Source organism: Mycobacterium sp. IDUB_37 (assembly GCF_055419245.1).
Genome location: NZ_JBVAXG010000017.1, coordinates 38156 through 54202, shown reverse-complemented (window position 1 = coordinate 54202; position 16047 = coordinate 38156). Strand labels below are relative to the sequence as shown.

The 16047-nt window shown below is 65.2% G+C and carries 16 protein-coding genes; 8 read left to right on the top strand and 8 right to left on the bottom strand.

The window, feature by feature from the left end; all coding sequences use genetic code 11:
- Positions 1–32 precede the first annotated feature (32 nt).
- Both ACZY1I_RS31820 and ACZY1I_RS31815 read right to left on the bottom strand, forming a co-directional pair.
- Positions 33–677 carry a cutinase family protein gene (locus ACZY1I_RS31820; protein ID WP_463761607.1) on the bottom strand — a complete coding sequence of 215 codons (645 nt, stop codon included), beginning with the start codon at positions 675–677 and terminating at the stop codon, positions 33–35.
- A 259-nt stretch (positions 678–936) separates the two neighbouring features.
- Positions 937–1401, bottom strand: coding sequence for a PPOX class F420-dependent oxidoreductase (locus ACZY1I_RS31815; RefSeq protein ID WP_463761605.1), 465 nt, complete (start codon positions 1399–1401; stop codon positions 937–939).
- A 37-nt stretch (positions 1402–1438) separates the two neighbouring features.
- Between ACZY1I_RS31815 and hrpA the strand changes: the two genes are divergently transcribed.
- Together hrpA and zwf are read left to right on the top strand one after the other, a co-directional pair.
- A complete protein-coding gene (gene hrpA / locus ACZY1I_RS31810) occupies positions 1439–5386 on the top strand; it encodes an ATP-dependent RNA helicase HrpA (RefSeq protein WP_463761618.1) in 3948 nt (1315 codons plus the stop codon).
- 54 nt (positions 5387–5440) lie between these two features.
- The gene (gene zwf, locus ACZY1I_RS31805; protein ID WP_463761604.1) at positions 5441–6940 is read left to right on the top strand and encodes a glucose-6-phosphate dehydrogenase; all 1500 of its coding nucleotides are present in this window, start codon (positions 5441–5443) and stop codon (positions 6938–6940) included.
- A gap of 1 nt (position 6941) precedes the next feature.
- Here zwf and ACZY1I_RS31800 read toward each other — a convergent pair whose 3' ends face one another.
- Positions 6942–7799 (bottom strand): aldo/keto reductase, encoded by an 858-nt coding sequence (locus ACZY1I_RS31800; protein WP_463761603.1) that lies wholly within the window; start codon positions 7797–7799, stop codon positions 6942–6944.
- A gap of 103 nt (positions 7800–7902) precedes the next feature.
- On the opposite strand from ACZY1I_RS31800, the gene ACZY1I_RS31795 reads away from it, so the two are divergent.
- Positions 7903–8778, top strand: a complete 876-nt coding sequence (locus ACZY1I_RS31795; RefSeq protein WP_463761601.1) for an HpcH/HpaI aldolase/citrate lyase family protein — start codon at positions 7903–7905, stop codon at positions 8776–8778.
- Between the two features lies 1 nt (position 8779).
- Here ACZY1I_RS31795 and ACZY1I_RS31790 read toward each other — a convergent pair whose 3' ends face one another.
- On the bottom strand, positions 8780–9553 hold the full coding sequence (locus tag ACZY1I_RS31790; protein WP_463761599.1) for a helix-turn-helix domain-containing protein: 774 nt from the start codon (positions 9551–9553) through the stop codon (positions 8780–8782).
- On the opposite strand from ACZY1I_RS31790, the gene ACZY1I_RS31785 reads away from it, so the two are divergent.
- Positions 9542–9973: a VOC family protein gene (locus tag ACZY1I_RS31785; protein WP_463761598.1), complete on the top strand. Its 432-nt coding sequence runs from the start codon at positions 9542–9544 to the stop codon at positions 9971–9973. The genes ACZY1I_RS31790 and ACZY1I_RS31785 overlap by 12 nt on opposite strands.
- 222 nt (positions 9974–10195) lie before the next feature.
- On the top strand, positions 10196–10534 hold the full coding sequence (locus ACZY1I_RS31780) for a WhiB family transcriptional regulator (RefSeq protein WP_463761617.1): 339 nt from the start codon (positions 10196–10198) through the stop codon (positions 10532–10534).
- On the opposite strand, the gene ACZY1I_RS31775 is transcribed toward ACZY1I_RS31780, so the two are convergent.
- The 3 genes from ACZY1I_RS31775 to ACZY1I_RS31765 form a co-directional block, all read right to left on the bottom strand.
- Positions 10512–11057 (bottom strand): FKBP-type peptidyl-prolyl cis-trans isomerase, encoded by a 546-nt coding sequence (locus tag ACZY1I_RS31775; protein ID WP_463761615.1) that lies wholly within the window; start codon positions 11055–11057, stop codon positions 10512–10514. The two genes, ACZY1I_RS31780 and ACZY1I_RS31775, sit on opposite strands and share 23 nt — an antisense overlap.
- Before the next feature lie 64 nt (positions 11058–11121).
- Positions 11122–11772 (bottom strand): response regulator, encoded by a 651-nt coding sequence (locus tag ACZY1I_RS31770; RefSeq protein ID WP_463761596.1) that lies wholly within the window; start codon positions 11770–11772, stop codon positions 11122–11124.
- A complete protein-coding gene (locus ACZY1I_RS31765; RefSeq protein ID WP_463761594.1) occupies positions 11769–12737 on the bottom strand; it encodes a sensor histidine kinase in 969 nt (322 codons plus the stop codon). Before ACZY1I_RS31765 ends, ACZY1I_RS31770 begins: the two co-directional genes overlap by 4 nt.
- A 468-nt stretch (positions 12738–13205) precedes the next feature.
- Between ACZY1I_RS31765 and ACZY1I_RS31760 the strand changes: the two genes are divergently transcribed.
- From ACZY1I_RS31760 to ACZY1I_RS31750, 3 genes are read left to right on the top strand one after another with little or no spacing between them, the layout of a single operon-like run.
- Complete coding sequence (locus tag ACZY1I_RS31760) at positions 13206–14195, top strand: helix-turn-helix transcriptional regulator (RefSeq protein WP_463761593.1); 990 nt, start codon at positions 13206–13208, stop codon at positions 14193–14195.
- Between the two features lie 59 nt (positions 14196–14254).
- Positions 14255–14638, top strand: coding sequence for a TA system antitoxin ParD family protein (locus tag ACZY1I_RS31755; protein ID WP_463761591.1), 384 nt, complete (start codon positions 14255–14257; stop codon positions 14636–14638).
- Positions 14635–15204 carry a zeta toxin family protein gene (locus ACZY1I_RS31750; RefSeq protein ID WP_463761590.1) on the top strand — a complete coding sequence of 190 codons (570 nt, stop codon included), beginning with the start codon at positions 14635–14637 and terminating at the stop codon, positions 15202–15204. Before ACZY1I_RS31755 ends, ACZY1I_RS31750 begins: the two co-directional genes overlap by 4 nt.
- Before the next feature lie 7 nt (positions 15205–15211).
- Here the strand turns inward: ACZY1I_RS31750 and ACZY1I_RS31745 are convergent, their stop codons facing one another.
- Positions 15212–15805 carry a hypothetical protein gene (locus tag ACZY1I_RS31745; protein ID WP_463761589.1) on the bottom strand — a complete coding sequence of 198 codons (594 nt, stop codon included), beginning with the start codon at positions 15803–15805 and terminating at the stop codon, positions 15212–15214.
- Positions 15806–16047 lie beyond the last annotated feature (242 nt).

The following is a 16047-nucleotide window of genomic DNA, read 5'->3' as shown; positions in this document are numbered from 1 at the left end:
TTCGTCGGCGCCCGCAAGCGCGGGGGAGTCGGCTACTTGATCCGGTTGGCGGCGAAGGTCGCGGCCTGCGTCGTCATCCCGTTCTCGATGTAGACCACGTGCGCCATGATGTTGCCGCCGCCGGTGCAGATCGGGTCATCCGGGGTGCACTGGCTGATCAGCTTGCCGGCGTAGGCCGGGTTGAGCGTCGGCAGCGGGCCACCGCCCCACAGTGCGCTAGAGAATCCGCTGGTCGGCTCCCCGAAAAAGGCTATGGCGGCGACATGACCGGCGTCCGCGGCCGGCACCTGATTGCTGGCCAAGTTGATCACCGTCGCGCCCTGCGAATATCCACCCAGCACGATCTTGGTGTTGGGGCAGCTGGCCACGACGCCCTGGATGTGGGCGCTGGCGTCGTCGGCGCCACTGGTCGCGCTGTTGTGATAGTCGTCGTTGGCCGGGTAGTTCACCGCGTAGACGTCGACGGAGCGCGGCGCGACCTGCGAGGTGAGCGAGTCGACGAAGGCCTGGCCCACGTTGCCGAGTCCGGGCTCTTGGTGAGTGCCGCGGGCGAAGACGATCGAGACGTCGGAGCAGGGGTCCGCGGATGCGTGCGGAACGGCGAGGGGCACGCTCAGCAGTGCCCACGTCGTCGCGACGAAGACACCGGTGATGCGGGCAAGGCTGCGTGCAGTCATAGCAAGATCCTGGCATACCGCAGGCAGCGGCGCGGTTGGCGGCTGTCCGCCCGGCGCACCTGCACGTCCCGCAGATGTTTGCTGTGCGGCGTTCCCTGCTATTGGCCGGCGTCACCATCTTGCTCGGGACTGCCCACCCAGGTGAGCACTTCCAGTGCCACCGCGACACGCACGGTTGTACGCGGGAAGAGACGGTGGCGCTCAAAGGCTTCACTCAACCGGTGAAATTTCTACGCCTGTTGACCAAAGGTTGAACCTGTCAGCCGTCCGACGGCGGCGGGAAACCGCCGGTGGCTACCGGGCCCCACCGGCGCGGGGTGACTCGAATCAGGCATTTGCCCTGGTCGGTCATCGCGCGGCGATAGTCCTGCCAATCCGGGTGCTCACCTGCGATCGCGCGGTAGTAGTCGACCAATGGTTCAACCGCATCGGGCAGGTCGATCACCTCGGCGTCACCGTCGACCTGCACATAGGCGCCGTTGAACTCGTCGGACAGCACCAGCACGCTCGCGGTCGGTTTGCGCCGGATGTTGACGCTCTTGGCGCGCTGCGGATAACTCGCGATGACGATCCGGCCCTGCTCGTCGACGCCCCCGGTCACCGGCGAACTCTGCAGTGACCCATCGGCACGGAAGGTGGTCAGCGCCATCCGGTGTCGGGGCCGGATGAAATCGAGCAGCCCAGAAAGGCCCACAACGTCGGCTGTCGCAATCTTCGAAGCCATCAGTCCACCGTAACCGCGCCTCGCACAGCCGCCTATCCTGTCCCGAGTGGCCGAACCGTCCCCCGAAACCTCCCGGGTCGAGTTGCGCGCACGCCTGGACGATCTGAGCATCAGCGACGCCGCACGACTTGGCCGGCGGCTGAAGAACCTTCGCGGCGCAAAGCCCGAGAAGCTGCAGGAACTCGCCGCGCAGATCGCTGCTGGCGAGAAGCTGGTCGCCGCCAGGCAAGCCGCCGTCCCCACCATTGCCTACCCCGATCTGCCGGTCAGCGACCGGCGGCAGGAGATCGCCGAGGCGATACGTACCCACCAGGTGGTCGTCGTCGCGGGCGAGACCGGCTCAGGGAAGACCACCCAGCTGCCCAAGATCTGCCTGGACATCGGCCGTGGCATCCGCGGAACCATCGGACACACCCAACCCCGGCGGCTTGCCGCCCGCACGGTCGCACAACGCATCGCCGACGAGTTGCACAGCCCGCTGGGCGACGTAGTCGGTTACACCGTCCGGTTCACCGACCAGGTCAGCGACCGCACGCTGGTCAAGCTGATGACCGACGGAATTCTGCTCGCCGAGATCCAACGCGACCGTCAGCTGCTTCGCTACGACACCCTGATACTCGACGAGGCCCACGAACGAAGCCTCAACATCGACTTCCTGCTCGGTTATCTACGCGAGCTACTGCCGCGCCGCCCCGAGTTGAAGGTGATCGTCACCTCGGCGACGATTGAACCGCAGCGGTTCGCCGCGCACTTCAGCGGAGCGCCGATCGTCGAAGTGACCGGGCGGACCTACCCGGTTGAAATCCGTTACCGGCCACTGGAAGTCCCCGTCGGGTCCGGCTCGGGAGAAGATTCCACCGATCCCGACGACCCCGACCACGAAATCGTCCGCACCGAGACGCGCGACGAGATCGAGGCGATCGTCGACGCTATCCACGAACTCGAACACGAACCACCTGGCGACGTCCTGGTGTTTTTATCCGGCGAACGCGAAATACGCGACACCGCAGAGGCTTTGGGCGGATTGAGAAATACCGAGGTCCTTCCGCTGTACGCGCGGCTGCCGACCGCCGACCAGCACAAGGTGTTCACACCGCCTCGCAGCGGGCGCCGCGTCGTACTGGCGACCAATGTTGCCGAGACGTCGCTGACGGTGCCCGGCATCCGTTACGTCGTCGACCCGGGCAACGCGCGCATCTCCCGCTACAGCCGCCGTTTGAAGGTGCAGCGGCTGCCGATCGAACCGATCTCACAGGCCTCGGCGGCCCAGCGCGCCGGCCGCTGCGGTCGGGTCGCGGCCGGCATCTGCATCCGGCTCTACTCCGAGGACGACTACGCTGCCCGCCCGCGATACACCGACCCCGAGATCCTGCGGACGAACCTCGCCGCGGTGATTCTGCAGATGGCGGCACTGCAACTCGGGGAGGTCGAGAACTTTCCGTACCTTGACCCGCCGGATCAGCGCAGCGTCCGCGACGGCGTGCAGTTGCTGCAGGAACTCGGCGCGTTCGACCAGCACGGCGCGATCACCGACCTCGGTCGCCGGCTGGCTCGACTACCCGTGGACCCGCGCCTGGGCCGGATGATTCTGCAGTCCGAAACCGAGGGATGCGTGCGCGAAGTGCTGGTGCTGGCCGCAGCCCTGACCATTCCCGATCCGCGGGAACGACCCATCGACCGCGAGGAGGCCGCTCGCCAGCAGCATGCGCGTTTCGCCGACGAGAGTTCCGACTTCATGTCTTACCTCAACCTCTGGCGGTATCTGCGCGAGCAACGAGCTGAACTGTCTCGCAATGCTTTTCGACGTTTATGCCGCAACGAGTTTCTGCACTTTCTGCGCATCCGCGAGTGGCAGGACTTGGTCGGCCAGCTGCGGCGCATCGCCCGCGATCTGGGGATCACCGAGAGTGGACAAGAATCCGACGAGCCTGCCGACCCCGCCCGGATACACGCCGCCCTGCTGGCCGGGTTGCTTTCCCATGTGGGGCTGCGCCGCGAAGACACCCGCGAGTATCTGGGTGCGCGCAACTCGCGCTTCGTGCTGGCACCCGGCTCGGTGCTCACCAAACGTCCGCCGCGCTGGGTAGTGGTCGCCGAGTTGGTCGAGACCAGCCGCCTCTACGGGCGCACCGCCGCACGCATTCAACCCGAGGCGGTGGAGCGGGTCGCGGGGGAGCTCGTGCAGCGCAATTACAGTGAGCCGCACTGGGATGCCGCACGCGGCGAGGTGATGGCGTATGAGCGAGTGACGCTCTACGGGCTGCCGCTGGTCGCACGCCGTCGTATCGGTTACGGAGGTGTCGAACCCACAGTCGCGCGAGAGCTTTTCATCCGGCACGCACTGGTCGAAGGCGACTGGCAGACCCGCCATCATTTCTTCGGTGACAACGCGCGGCTACGGGCAGAGCTCGAGGAACTCGAGGAGCGGGCCCGACGCCGCGACCTGTTGGTGGACGACGACGACGTCTACGACTTGTACGACGCCCGCATTCCCGCCGACGTCGTGTCCGCGCGGCATTTCGACGGGTGGTGGAAGAAGCAGCGGCACCGCACCCCGGAACTGTTGACGTTCACCCGCGACGACCTGCTGCGCAAAAGCGATACCGAAGACCTGGGGGACCGCCCGGACACCTGGCGGACGGGCGATGCCGCGCTGCCGTTGACCTATCGGTTCGAACCCGGGGCCGCCGACGACGGTGTGACGGTGCACGTACCGATCGACGTGCTGGCCCGATTGGGCGGCGACGAATTCGCCTGGCAGGTACCGGCGCTGCGCGAGGAGCTCGTCACTGCCCTGATCCGCTCGCTACCAAAAGATCTGCGGCGCAATTTCGTTCCGGCGCCCGACACCGCCCGCGCGGTGCTGACCGGAATCGACCCGGCCGGTGAGCCGCTGCTGGACGCTTTGCAGCGTGAATTGCGCCGGCGCACCGGGGTTCTGGTGCCGGTCGACGCGTTCGACCTGGAGAAGTTGCCGCCGCATCTGCGGGTGACATTCGCCGTCGAGTCCACCGATGGCACCGAGGTCGGCCGCGGCAAAGACCTGCCTGCACTGCAGGAGCGGCTGGCGGCACCGGCGCGCGAGGCCGTCGCCCACGCGGTCGCCGGGGAGCTGGAGCGGACCGGGCTGCGAGCCTGGCCGGATGACCTGGACGAACTGCCGCGGTTGGTGGAGAACGCGGTCGCCGGGCGCGCCGTGCGCGGCTTTCCGGCTTTCCTCGATACCGGCAGCGCCGTGGATGTGCGCGTGTTCGCGACTTCGGCGGAGCAGGGGACTGCCATGGGTCCGGGCTGCCGCCGACTGCTGCGCCTGAGCGTGACATCACCCGTCAAAGCCATTGAGCGACAGCTGGATCCGAGGACACGGCTGACCCTTGGAGCGAATCCCGACGGCTCGCTGGCCGCCTTGCTCGATGACTGCGCCGACGCGGCGACGGACGCATTGGCGCCGCGCCCGGTGTGGACGCGCGGCGAGTTCGTGGCGCTGCGCGATCGGGTCGCGAAGGCACTGGTCCCGACGACCGTAGACGTCGTGGGCCGCGTCGAAAAGGTGTTGTCCGTCGCGCGTGAGGTGCAACTGCTGCTGCCCGCCCAGCCGCCGGCTGGTCACGCCGAGGCGATCTCGGATGTCCGGGCGCAGCTCGACCGGCTCCTGCCGCCCGGCTTCGTCACCGCCACCGGCGCCGCCCAACTTGGCGACCTCGCCCGCTATCTGACCGCGATCCATCGTCGCCTGGACCGGCTACCGCAAGGGATCCAGGCTGACCGGGATCGACGGCTCCGCGTGCAGGCCGTCCAGGACGCCTACCAGGAGCTGCTACGGGCGCTGTCACCCGCGCGGGCGGCAACGGCCGACGTCCGTGACATCGCACGGCAGATCGAGGAGTTGCGGGTCAGCTTGTGGGCCCAGCAACTCGGTACGCGGGGCTCTGTCAGCGAGCAGCGCATTTACCGCGCAATCGACGCGGTACACGATCGTTTCTAAACCGGACCGAACGCGGACTCGCACTCGGTGCGCGGCGATGGAAGTATCGCGGGAGTGGCCACCAAGAAACCGCAAACGATCTCTTATCCGGCGCCCGGCGCCCGCCCGCACCGACACGACTCCCAACCGCTGGAACCGCACGTCATCGTGCTGTTCGGCGCGACAGGAGATCTGGCTAAACGCAAGCTGATCCCCGGACTTGCCTACCTGGACCAGTCGGAGCTGGCACCGGATATCCAAGTCGTCGCCACCTCGCTAGAGGACCTCAGCGACGACGAATTCCGGGAGATCGCCAAGAACGCGATCGACTCGTTCGCTACCCACAAGCTCACGCCCGAACAGTGGGAAGACTTCGCCAAGATCATCACCTACGTACCGCAGGGGGCCGGACCCGAGGCCCTGGCCGCCGCGGTAGCAAAGGCCGAAAGCAATCTGGGCACTGAAGTGCGCCGCCTGCACTACCTCTCGGTCCCGCCCAAGGCCGCTCGCGCCGTCATCACGATGCTGCGCGAAGCCGATCTGGTCGAGCGCTCCAGGGTGGTCATGGAGAAGCCCTTCGGCACCGACTTCGACAGCGCGGTGTCGCTCAACGACTTCCTGCACGAAACATTCGACGAAGCCCAGATTTTCCGCATCGACCACTTTCTGGGCAAGGAAGCGGCGCAGAACATCCTGGCGTTCCGCTTCGCGAACGGACTGTTCGAGCCGATCTGGAACCGCAACTTCATCGACCACATCCAGATCGACATTCCCGAAACCCTCGGTCTGGATGCGCGGGCGAATTTCTACGAAAGCACCGGCGCTTACAAGGACATGGTGGTGACGCACCTGTTCCAGGTGATGGCGTTCGTGGTGATGGAGCCACCGACGGCGCTCGAACCGCGCGCGATCAGCGAAGAGAAGAACAAGGTGTTCCGGTCCATGCTGCCGATCGAGACGGCGAATGTGGTGCGGGGCCAGTACGGCGGCTACCGCAAAGAAAGCGGCGTGGCAAAGGATTCCGACACCGAGACGTTCATCGCCCTGAAGGTGGGCATCGACAACTGGCGCTGGGCCGGGGTACCGATCTACCTGCGGACCGGCAAAAAGATGGCCGAGGGCATCCGGGTCATTTCCATCGCGTTCAAAGAAGCTCCCCGGACCATGTTCCCGCCTGGGTCCGGGGTAGGGACACAAGGCCCCGATCACCTCACGTTCGACCTCGCCGACAACTCGAAGGTTTCGCTGTCCTTCTACGGAAAACGGCCGGGGCCCGGAATGAAGCTGGACAAGATGTCCATGCAGTTCTCCACGAAGGAGATCGATACCGTTTCCGACGTGCTCGAGGCGTACGAGCGACTCATCCTCGACGCGATGCACGGCGACCACACGCTGTTCACCACAGCCGAGGGCATCGAGTCCCTATGGGAGCGATCCGAAGAGCTGCTTGCCGATCCGCCGCCGGCCAAGATGTACCAGCCGGGTACCTGGGGCCCCAACGCGATACATCAACTGATCGCGCCGAATGCCTGGCGATTGCCGTTCGAGCGGGAGTGGCGCGAGGCCAAGAAATAGCTCACTTGGGAATGTAGGCGAACTTGTCGGGGTGAGGTCCGGTCCGGCCGTCCTCACCTCGATCAAGGCCGGTGATCGCGACCATGTCATCCCCGGTGAGGTCGAAGTCGAACAGCTCAAAATTCGACTTCACCCGTTCGGGGGAGACGGACTTCGGAAAGACGATGTCTCCGCGCTGGATGTGCCAGCGCAGCACGACTTGCGCGGGTGTCTTGCCCAGCGATTCGGCGATGCCGGTGATGACTTCGTCGTCGAGAACCTTGCCCTGTGCGATCGGCGACCATGCCTCGGTCGCGATGCCGTGCGCCAGGTCATAGGCACGCACCTGCTCATTGGCGAAGTAGGGGTGCACCTCGATCTGATTGACCGCGGGCACTACCTGCGAGCCGTCGATCAACCGATCGAGATGGGCAGGTTCGAAATTCGATACACCGATGCTGCGGGCGCGTCCGTCCTTGGCGAACTCCTCGAGCGTGTTCCAGGTCGACACGAAATCGCCGTCGTACAGCGTCGGTAGCGGCCAGTGGATGAGGAAGAGGTCCACGTAGTCCGTGTCGAGTGCGGACAGTGTCGCCTCGAAGGCCCGGCGCGCATCGTCCGGCCGGTGAAATCCGTTGTTGAGTTTGCTGGTCACATAGACTTCGCTGCGATCGACTCCGGCGTCCCGAATACCTTGGCCCACTTCCTTTTCGTTGCCGTACATCTCCGCGGTGTCGATGTGGCGGTAACCGACCTCGAGTGCCGATCGGACCGCTTCGGCGGTCTCGCCGGGCTTGATCTGAAAAACACCGAATCCTAGCTGCGGGATGACGTTCCCGTCGTTGAGAGTGATTGACGGGACGACGCTTGTAGGGCTCACGTTCATACGCTCAGCCTCCTGGTCTGTCGATAATTGGTCAAACACGTAACGGGATGCCCACTTCCGAGAGCACGAAGCGGCGGCACAACAGAAAGTGAACTTCATGGCACCGACACTGCGCCCGCGCCGATCCGCCCTCTACCTACCCGGCAACAACGCCAGGGCGCTGGAGAAGGGCAAGACGCTGCCGGCTGATGTGCTGATCTTCGATCTCGAGGATGCCGTCGGGCCCGACGCCAAGGCCGAGTCGCGAGCCAGAGTCTGCGATGCGGTCTCCTCAGATGGCTACCTACCTCGTGAGGTGGTGGTGCGCATCAACGGCCTGGGCACCGAGTGGCACGACGACGATCTCGCGGCAGTCGCCGACTCGGCCGCGCACGGCGTACTGGTGCCGAAAGTCGAGACAGGCGAACAGGTCACAACGCTGATCGGTGCGCTCGAAGCCCTCGGTGCACCGGAGTCACTGCAGCTCTGGGCGATGATCGAGACACCGCGGGCCTTCCTCCGGGTGGACGAGATCGTCTCGGCCGGCGAACGCCTCGCCGTGCTGGTGATCGGTACCAACGATCTGGTGAACGATCTGCACGCGCTGCACGTACCAGGCCGTGCTCCCGTCGTACCCGCCTTGGCATTGGCCGTGCTGGGAGCCAGGGCCACCGGCAAAGCCATCTTGGACGGGGTCTTCAACGCCATCAAGGACGAGGAAGGCTTTGTCACCGAAGCCCGGCAGGGCCGAGAGATGGGCTTCGACGGCAAAACCCTGATCCACCCGTCCCAGATCGCGCCGGCGAATGATGTGTTCGGGCCTTCCGAGAAAGAGGTGGACCACGCCCGCAAGGTCGTGACGGCGTACGAGGAGGCCCAAGCCGCCGGAAACAGCGTCATCACCGTTGACGGCCGCATGATCGAGAGTCTGCACGTCCGTGATGCCCAGCGGATCTTGGCTCTCGCCGATCTCGTCGCCGAAGGCACTGTCTGATTCATTCAAGACGTGACGTCGCAGCGCGCGCAGAGTTGAGCGGGTGGATGCGGGCAGGAGTCGTCAAGGCGAATCGGCTTGTTTCGCGCGTCAGGTGCGCCTGGTCGGCATATCCGGTCTCGGCCGCGACCGTGGCCGGGTCTACGCCCGAGGTGAGAAGGGTGTGCGCGGTGCGGAACCGATACAAACCACGAAGTAGCGCGGCGGGTATCCCGAACGTCGTCATGCAGAACCGATGTAGTCGGCGTGTCGACCATCCCAGCTCCGCCGCGATCGTCGTGACCCTGGATCCGGCGTGTGCATGCGCGAGCACCGCACCCGCCGAGCGACACACGTCCACGTCCGGTTCCACGTCGGCCATGAGTTGCCCGGCGACATCGGCGAGCACAGCGGCCTTGTTTCGCGAGCTCGCCGTAGACCCTGAGAGCTGTTCCAGCGCAACATTTTTCGCCGACAGCTCGGCCGGCACCCGCAGATCGGTGGCCTGCGCCGCGGTATCTCCGAGCAGCGATGGCAACGCGCCGGGAGGGAGTCGGACACCGAAGGTGGTCTCCGCGACGCCGCGGTCGAAGTCGTGTGCCACCGTGTCGTACCCGGCGATGCACAGGCCACCACGCCAGAAAATCAGGTCCGCATGCACATCGGGAAGCACTCGAGCTACGCCGGCGCCCGATGAGCACCACACCGTAAAGCCGGTGCGGATATCCGTCGCTTCCCAATAACCCGGACGGACTACCGAATTCTTGAAAGGACGGGCAACATCATGCAACCCCATATCGACACGATTACCCTCGCGGTCACCGACTTGCACCGCTCAGTGGAGTTTTATCGCGCACTCGGCTTCGAGACCGAAGGCATCATCGGCACCGAGTTTGCCGGAAGCGACACCGAACCCGCTGGTCAGACGGCGATGTTCAAACTGCGCGACGGACTGATCCTGTCGCTGTACCCGGCAACCGAAATGGCGAAAGACGCCGGTGTAGAGGTCGCCGCGGTGACTGGCCACGGCTTCACGATCGGGCATGTCGTCTCCTCCCGCGCGGAAGTCGACCGAGTGCTCGACGTCGCGCGTCGAGCCGGCGGCCGACTGGTCGGAACCGTTGGCGGGCGCCCCTGGGGCATCTTCTCGGGGTTCTTCACCGACCCGGACGGACACTTGTGGGAAGTCCTCAACTTCCTCGGCGGAGATCGGTAGCGGGTAAACGGCCGCGCCCCAAGCACACTGGCGCTCCGCCGGGCCCGTGATTAACCGCACACATCTGCGCCATTGTTGCATCGGATTACAGTCCGTATTCTATACATAATCCAATCAGGTCACGACGCCACTGACCACTGAAATTTGGTCGTCGGAGGCGTTATTTGTGGCGCGAAAGAAAGGAACGGTTCGGTGCAGCAGACCCGATCGGCCCCGCAGCGAATGACGCTGTTGGCGGCAAACACCACAGTGCGCGACGAAGCCGAGCGCGAATGGGTCCTGGACGCACTCTGCCGAACCCAAGATCCCGATCATCTCTTTGTGACCGGCGCCGACCAGCGCGAAGCCGCGACGCTGTGCAGGCGATGCCCGGTAATGCACAAGTGCGCGGCCGAGGCCCTCGACAACAACGTCGAATACGGCGTCTGGGGCGGCCTCACCGAGCGCGAGCGTCGGGCACTGCTCAAGAAGCACCCCGACGTCGACTCGTGGGCAGACTTCCTCTACGGGCGCAACATCCGCGCTATCGGGACGGCGGTCAGTTCGAGGCGAGGATCTTGAGTACGAAGATGAGCGAGTCGCCCGGTCGGATTCCGGCGCTGGGCTGACCCTGTGGGTAGCCGTCGGCGGAGGTCACCGCGACGGCGACAGTTGACCCGACCTTTTGTCCGGTGATGGCCTTCTGGAAGCCCGGGATCACTCCGGTCAGCGGGAAGTCGGCCGGGGCGCCGCGCTCATAGCTGCTGTCGAACACCGAACCATCACGCCCATTGACGCCCTGGTAGCAGACGGAGACCTTCGCAGTGGCCGGGACCACCGGTCCGTCTCCGGCTGTCAGGGTGTGCACCTGAGTTTGAGTCACGCTGAAGGGCGCGGTCACGTTGACGTGCGGCGCGGTCGCATCGGTAGGCCCGACGACCGCGATGCTGCCGGTGGCCCCGGACAGCGTCCAGTCCGGCGATGCACCGTTTTGCGGTGCTGCGGTGGGACAGGAGCCGGCCGCATTCGCGGCACCCGGAGCGGCAAGTGCCAGCACCGTGGCTGCGACGAAGGCCGTCAGCGCGACCGAGCAATACCGATACACCCAGGATGACTTCACGGGCGTCAGGCTACAGGCCACCCACCGCGTCCCTCACTGGTAGCCCTGGCTAGCCGACGAGTTTGTGTTGGTGGGCATAGACGACTGCATGGATGCGGTCGCGCACGCCGAGTTTGGCCAGGATTCGGGACACGTGCGTCTTCACCGTCTCCTCGCTGACTACCAGCGCCGCGGCGATCTCGGCGTTGCTGCGGGCCTCGGCGACCAGCAGCAGCACCTCGTATTCGCGAGCCGTGAGGTTTTGCACCTCGGGGGGAGTGGGCAGCGGGGCCAGCGACGCCGCGACTCGGGTGGCCAGTCGCCGCGTCATCGCGGGATCGACGACAGAGTCACCCCTTGCGACGACGCGGATGGCGCCGATGAGCTCCTCCGGCGGAAGGGTCTTGAGCAAAAAGCCGCTCGCGCCCGCTTGCAGGGCCTGGGCCAGGACCGTCTCACCGTCGTACGTGGTCAGCATGACGACGCGAGTGGAACCGGCCGCGATGATCGGGGCGATGGCGCCGATGCCGTCCAGCTTGGGCATCCGCACGTCCAGGACGGCGACGTCCGGGCGCAGTCGCAGCGTGGCATCGATGGCGGCGCGACCGTCGCCGACGTCAGCGACGCAGGTGGTGTCCGGGTGCGCGTCAACGATCGCGCGCAGGCCGGAACGAAACACCGCGTGGTCATCGGCGATCAGGACACGGATCGGTTCGGTCACGACGCTCCGATAGGCAGGAACACCACGGTCCGCCACTGGCCGTCATCATCAACGCCGCATTCCACAGTGCCGCCGAAGAGCTCGGCCCGGCGGCGGATGCCGTCCAGCCCGCGATGTAGCGAATCGCCGGAATAAGGCTGCGCAGCAACCGCATTCGACTCGATGATCACCAGCTGATCGACGTGCTGTTGCACATTCAAGCGCGCGGCGCCATCTCCATGACGCAACGCGTTGGTCAGCAATTCCTGCACTATGCGAAACACTGTAATGTCCACGGACTGCGGCAACGCGGGGGGATCGGCGGGCACGTCGAGATCGACATCGAGACCGGCATTGCGCACCGACTCGATGAGTTCATCGATATTGGCCAGGCCGGCCTGGCGATCCTCGGCATCCTGCCGGCCGTGCAACAGGTCGAGTTGACGACGCAGATCCACCATTGCCGCCCGGCTTGAGGCTTCCACCGCCGACAGCGACCGTGTCACCTCTGGCTGGCTGTCGGTCAGGGCCATCCGGGCCGCGCCCGCGTGAATTGCCATGGCACTCACATGATGCGAGATCACATCGTGCAGGTCGCGCGCGATCGCTTCGCGCTCATCGGCCAGCGCCTCAGCCATCGCCAGGCGGTGCTCTTGCTGGCGCAGGCGTGCTCGCTGTTTGAGTTCGAAGACGTGCCTGCCGCCCACCGCCGTATAGCGGCCGACCAGCCACGGCACGATCCCGTTGGATGCCGAGATCGCCAGCAGGATTCGCCAGTCGTTCGCGTACGCCGAATTCAGAACGCACGCGCAGGCGGCCGACACGATCATCACCGGAATGATCACCGCCGACGTTCGGTTGGACAGCCACGCGCCGGTGCGATACCCGGCCACGACGATGCCGATGTCGCGCAAGCCGGCCGCCCTGCCATGGCTGTACAGCAGCAAGCATGCGATCACCCTCGTGACGGCCTGCAGCACGGCCACTGCGGCCACGGTGCTCGGCGGCGCCGCCAACGCGAGATCGGCTGCCGTCATCAGGATCACCACCGCTGTGGCCGCAACGGGCGCATCAGAGAAGATGCCGGAAACGACGATGTAGGTGACGTCGACCGCCGCCGCAATCACGGCCACCACCAGCGACTGCCAGGTCACCGATCGGGGCGAGCTCTGCAAATCCGGCTCCGAGGCGAATATGCGGCGCATGGCAGGCCACACTACCGCCTCGCATCCCTCGCGAGAGGGATGCGAAATCGCTCTCTGGCGCGATGTTTTACCAGCTCAGCGTCCATACGGTGTAGCTATGAAGGCCATTTTCATACTAATCAGCTGGACTATGCCCGCGCTGGTGTGGAGGTCGCTGATCAACTGGTTCGAATTCAAGGGGATGCCATGCAACGCGGTACGTTTCAACTGGTTCATGCTGCGAGACCCACAGTTACGCGGGGCAGCGTCATGACCAAAGAGCCGAGGTTGATAGACCAACTGGGCGAGGGCCACAACACTGGCGCACTGACGATCGAGCGATTCCACACGACCGACTCCGAGGGCGTTCGCCGATACTTCGCAAACGCATATAAAGCGGGTTGGCAGCTGGACGGCTTCGCAAGCGGGTCGTCTCTGACCGTCCGGCGACAAGCAGCCGACGGGATCACCATCGACGAGTTCCTGGTCAAAGGCAGAATCCGGGTCAAGGTCCGGCCCACCGATTCAGTATCGGTGATCCAGCCCCGGGCGGGTTCGCTCGCTCTGGCCGACGAGACCATCAGTGGCCCGGATGCCTTTCTGCTGTGCGCCGATGACGTGCCGTGCACCTTGGAAACGAAGCCCGCGCAATTCCACGTGGTGAGCATCGACGCGAAGCTCCTGCACCGGGTCGCGGCCGAGGAACACCCGTCGCTGCCCGAGCACATCGAGTTCGCGGGTCCGCATCCACGCTCACGCACGATCGCGGGCGCGTGGCATCGCGCCCTAGATCACGTGATCGCCGGCTTCAACTCCGCGGATGCTGCGCAGCGGCCGCTCATGGTCCGCGCGGCGACGCGCATGCTCACGGCGGCAACGCTCGAGTGTTTCCCGTCCAACGTGAACGCCGGCCAGGATCTGCTGGACACCCTGACAGTGCCCCAATCGTTCAGGGATGCAATCGTATTCATCCAGAACCACGCGGGACGCGGTATCGGTATCAACGACGTTGCCGCAGCGCTGCACCTCACGCCCAGGGCGGTGCAGTATCTGTTCCGCCAGCAGGCCGGCATGACACCGACCGAATATCTGCGGCGAGTCCGGCTGCACAACGCGCGAGCGGATCTGATGCGCGGCGATCCGTCGACCACCACGGTGTCCGCCGTCGCGCAGAAGTGGGGTTTCGCCCACACCGGACGATTCTCGGCGCAGTACCGGCAGGCCTACGGTGAGAGCCCCCGCATCACGCTTCGCACGTAACGCCCGTAGCAATCTGCTACGGTATGTTACAGATTGCTACATCGAGGCTCGGAGGGGCGATGGCTGAGGCTGCAGATCGCGTGACCCGAGTTGCCGCCGATCTGCTGGACAGTGCCGCGGCCGAGGGTCGCCGGCAGAGTCGCTCAGCCAAGCAACAGCTCGATCATTGGGCACGGGTGGGACGCGCGGTGTCGAGTCATCAGTCTGCCGCGCGGCAACGCGTCGAAGCCGCGCTGGCCGGACAACTCGATCTGCGGGAGTTGGGCGCCGAGGAAGGTGTGGTGTTCAACGCCGAGATCTCCGCGGCTATCCAGGAGAGCCTGGCCAAGGCGAACTACGGCCAGACGCTCGCCGACCGCGGTATCACTACGGTGGCGCTCAATGATGCCGGCGAGATCGTCGAGTATCGGCCCGACGGCACTTCGGTCGTCGCACCTACGTGAATCGACTTGACCTCGTCGTCGGACCAAACGGCGCAGGTAAGTCGACGTTTGTCGAGTTGACTCTGGGTCCGCTGTTGCCGGGCAGCCAATTCGTCAATGCCGACGAAATCGCCCAAAAGCGGTGGCCCGACGACCCCCTGTCCCACGCGTATGACGCCGCGGCAGTTGCTGCGGCGACGAGGGACAAGCTCATTAAGTTGCGCAGGCCGTTCATCGCCGAAACGGTGTTTTCCCATCCGTCCAAGTTGCAGCTGATCGAAACGGCCCAGGCGGCGGGATACACCGTCGTCCTGCACGCGCTGCTGATTCCCGAAGAACTGGCGGTGCACCGCGTGCGGGCCCGCGTCCGAGCGGGCGGTCACGATGTGCCCGAAGAGAAGATTCGCCAACGCTACCAACGTCTTTGGGCACTCATTGCGGCGGCAACGGCCCGCTGCGATATCGCGACCCTGTACGACAACAGCAGGCGGGAGGGGCCACGCATCGTGGCCCAACTCAACAACGGTCAACTGCTCGGCACGCCCGACTGGCCGGCGTGGACGCCGTCGGCGCTGCACTCGCGGTAGGCGCGCTTCAGTCCCCGGTGCGCGTCAAGGTGGTCGTGACATTCACGTCGCACATTGACCAATTGCTCGACACCTGTTGAGCGATGCCGTTGAGCACTGGCCCGATCGTGAACGCGGAGGTGACCTGGCCGCAGTCAGTGGGTGCGCTGGCCTCCCAGCCAGCGCCGTTCCAATGCAGGTTGCCGGTCCCGACGTCCCCCGAGGCTGTCGCGTCGCACCCGGGGCAATCGGAAGTGAGCACCAGGACGTGGTCGTTCGAGTAGTGCCCGATCGGCGCCTGGATGTCGTTGTGCGCTTGATAGGTGCCGCGCAGCCACGGCCCGTTACCGGGCCCCGTTGGGGTGCCACCCGCAGAGCGACTGGGCGGATCGGGCCACAAAATAAAGAACGCCGAGATGGCGGCGATGATGACCACCGCCACTGCCCCGGCAGCGATCAGTGGTTTCCGCGCGAGTATCCGGGATTTCGTCGAGCCACCAGCGGAGGAGCTGTCGGCATCTCTGCCGGCGCTTGCGGCTCCGTCGGCCTCATTCGAATCACTGGCTCCTGAAGCCTCAGCTGCAGCAACACCCTCGGCGTCGCCGGTGTCGTGGTCTGCCATACATCCAGGGTAAGGCCATTTACGCGAGTCAACCCACTTTCTGGGTAAGCGCAACGCCCAAGTTGGGACCCTCACCTCTCAAAAGTGGTATAGATTAGGTAATGAAAGTCTCATTTGTCTCTGGAGGTTAGTGCCGTGGAGCTACCACGCCGTCGAATCGTCAAGGACTTCGAGAAGTTAGCCGGCCGGCACGACGACCCCGATATCTATGGCGGACCCGACGGCGACCCCGGCCTGATCGG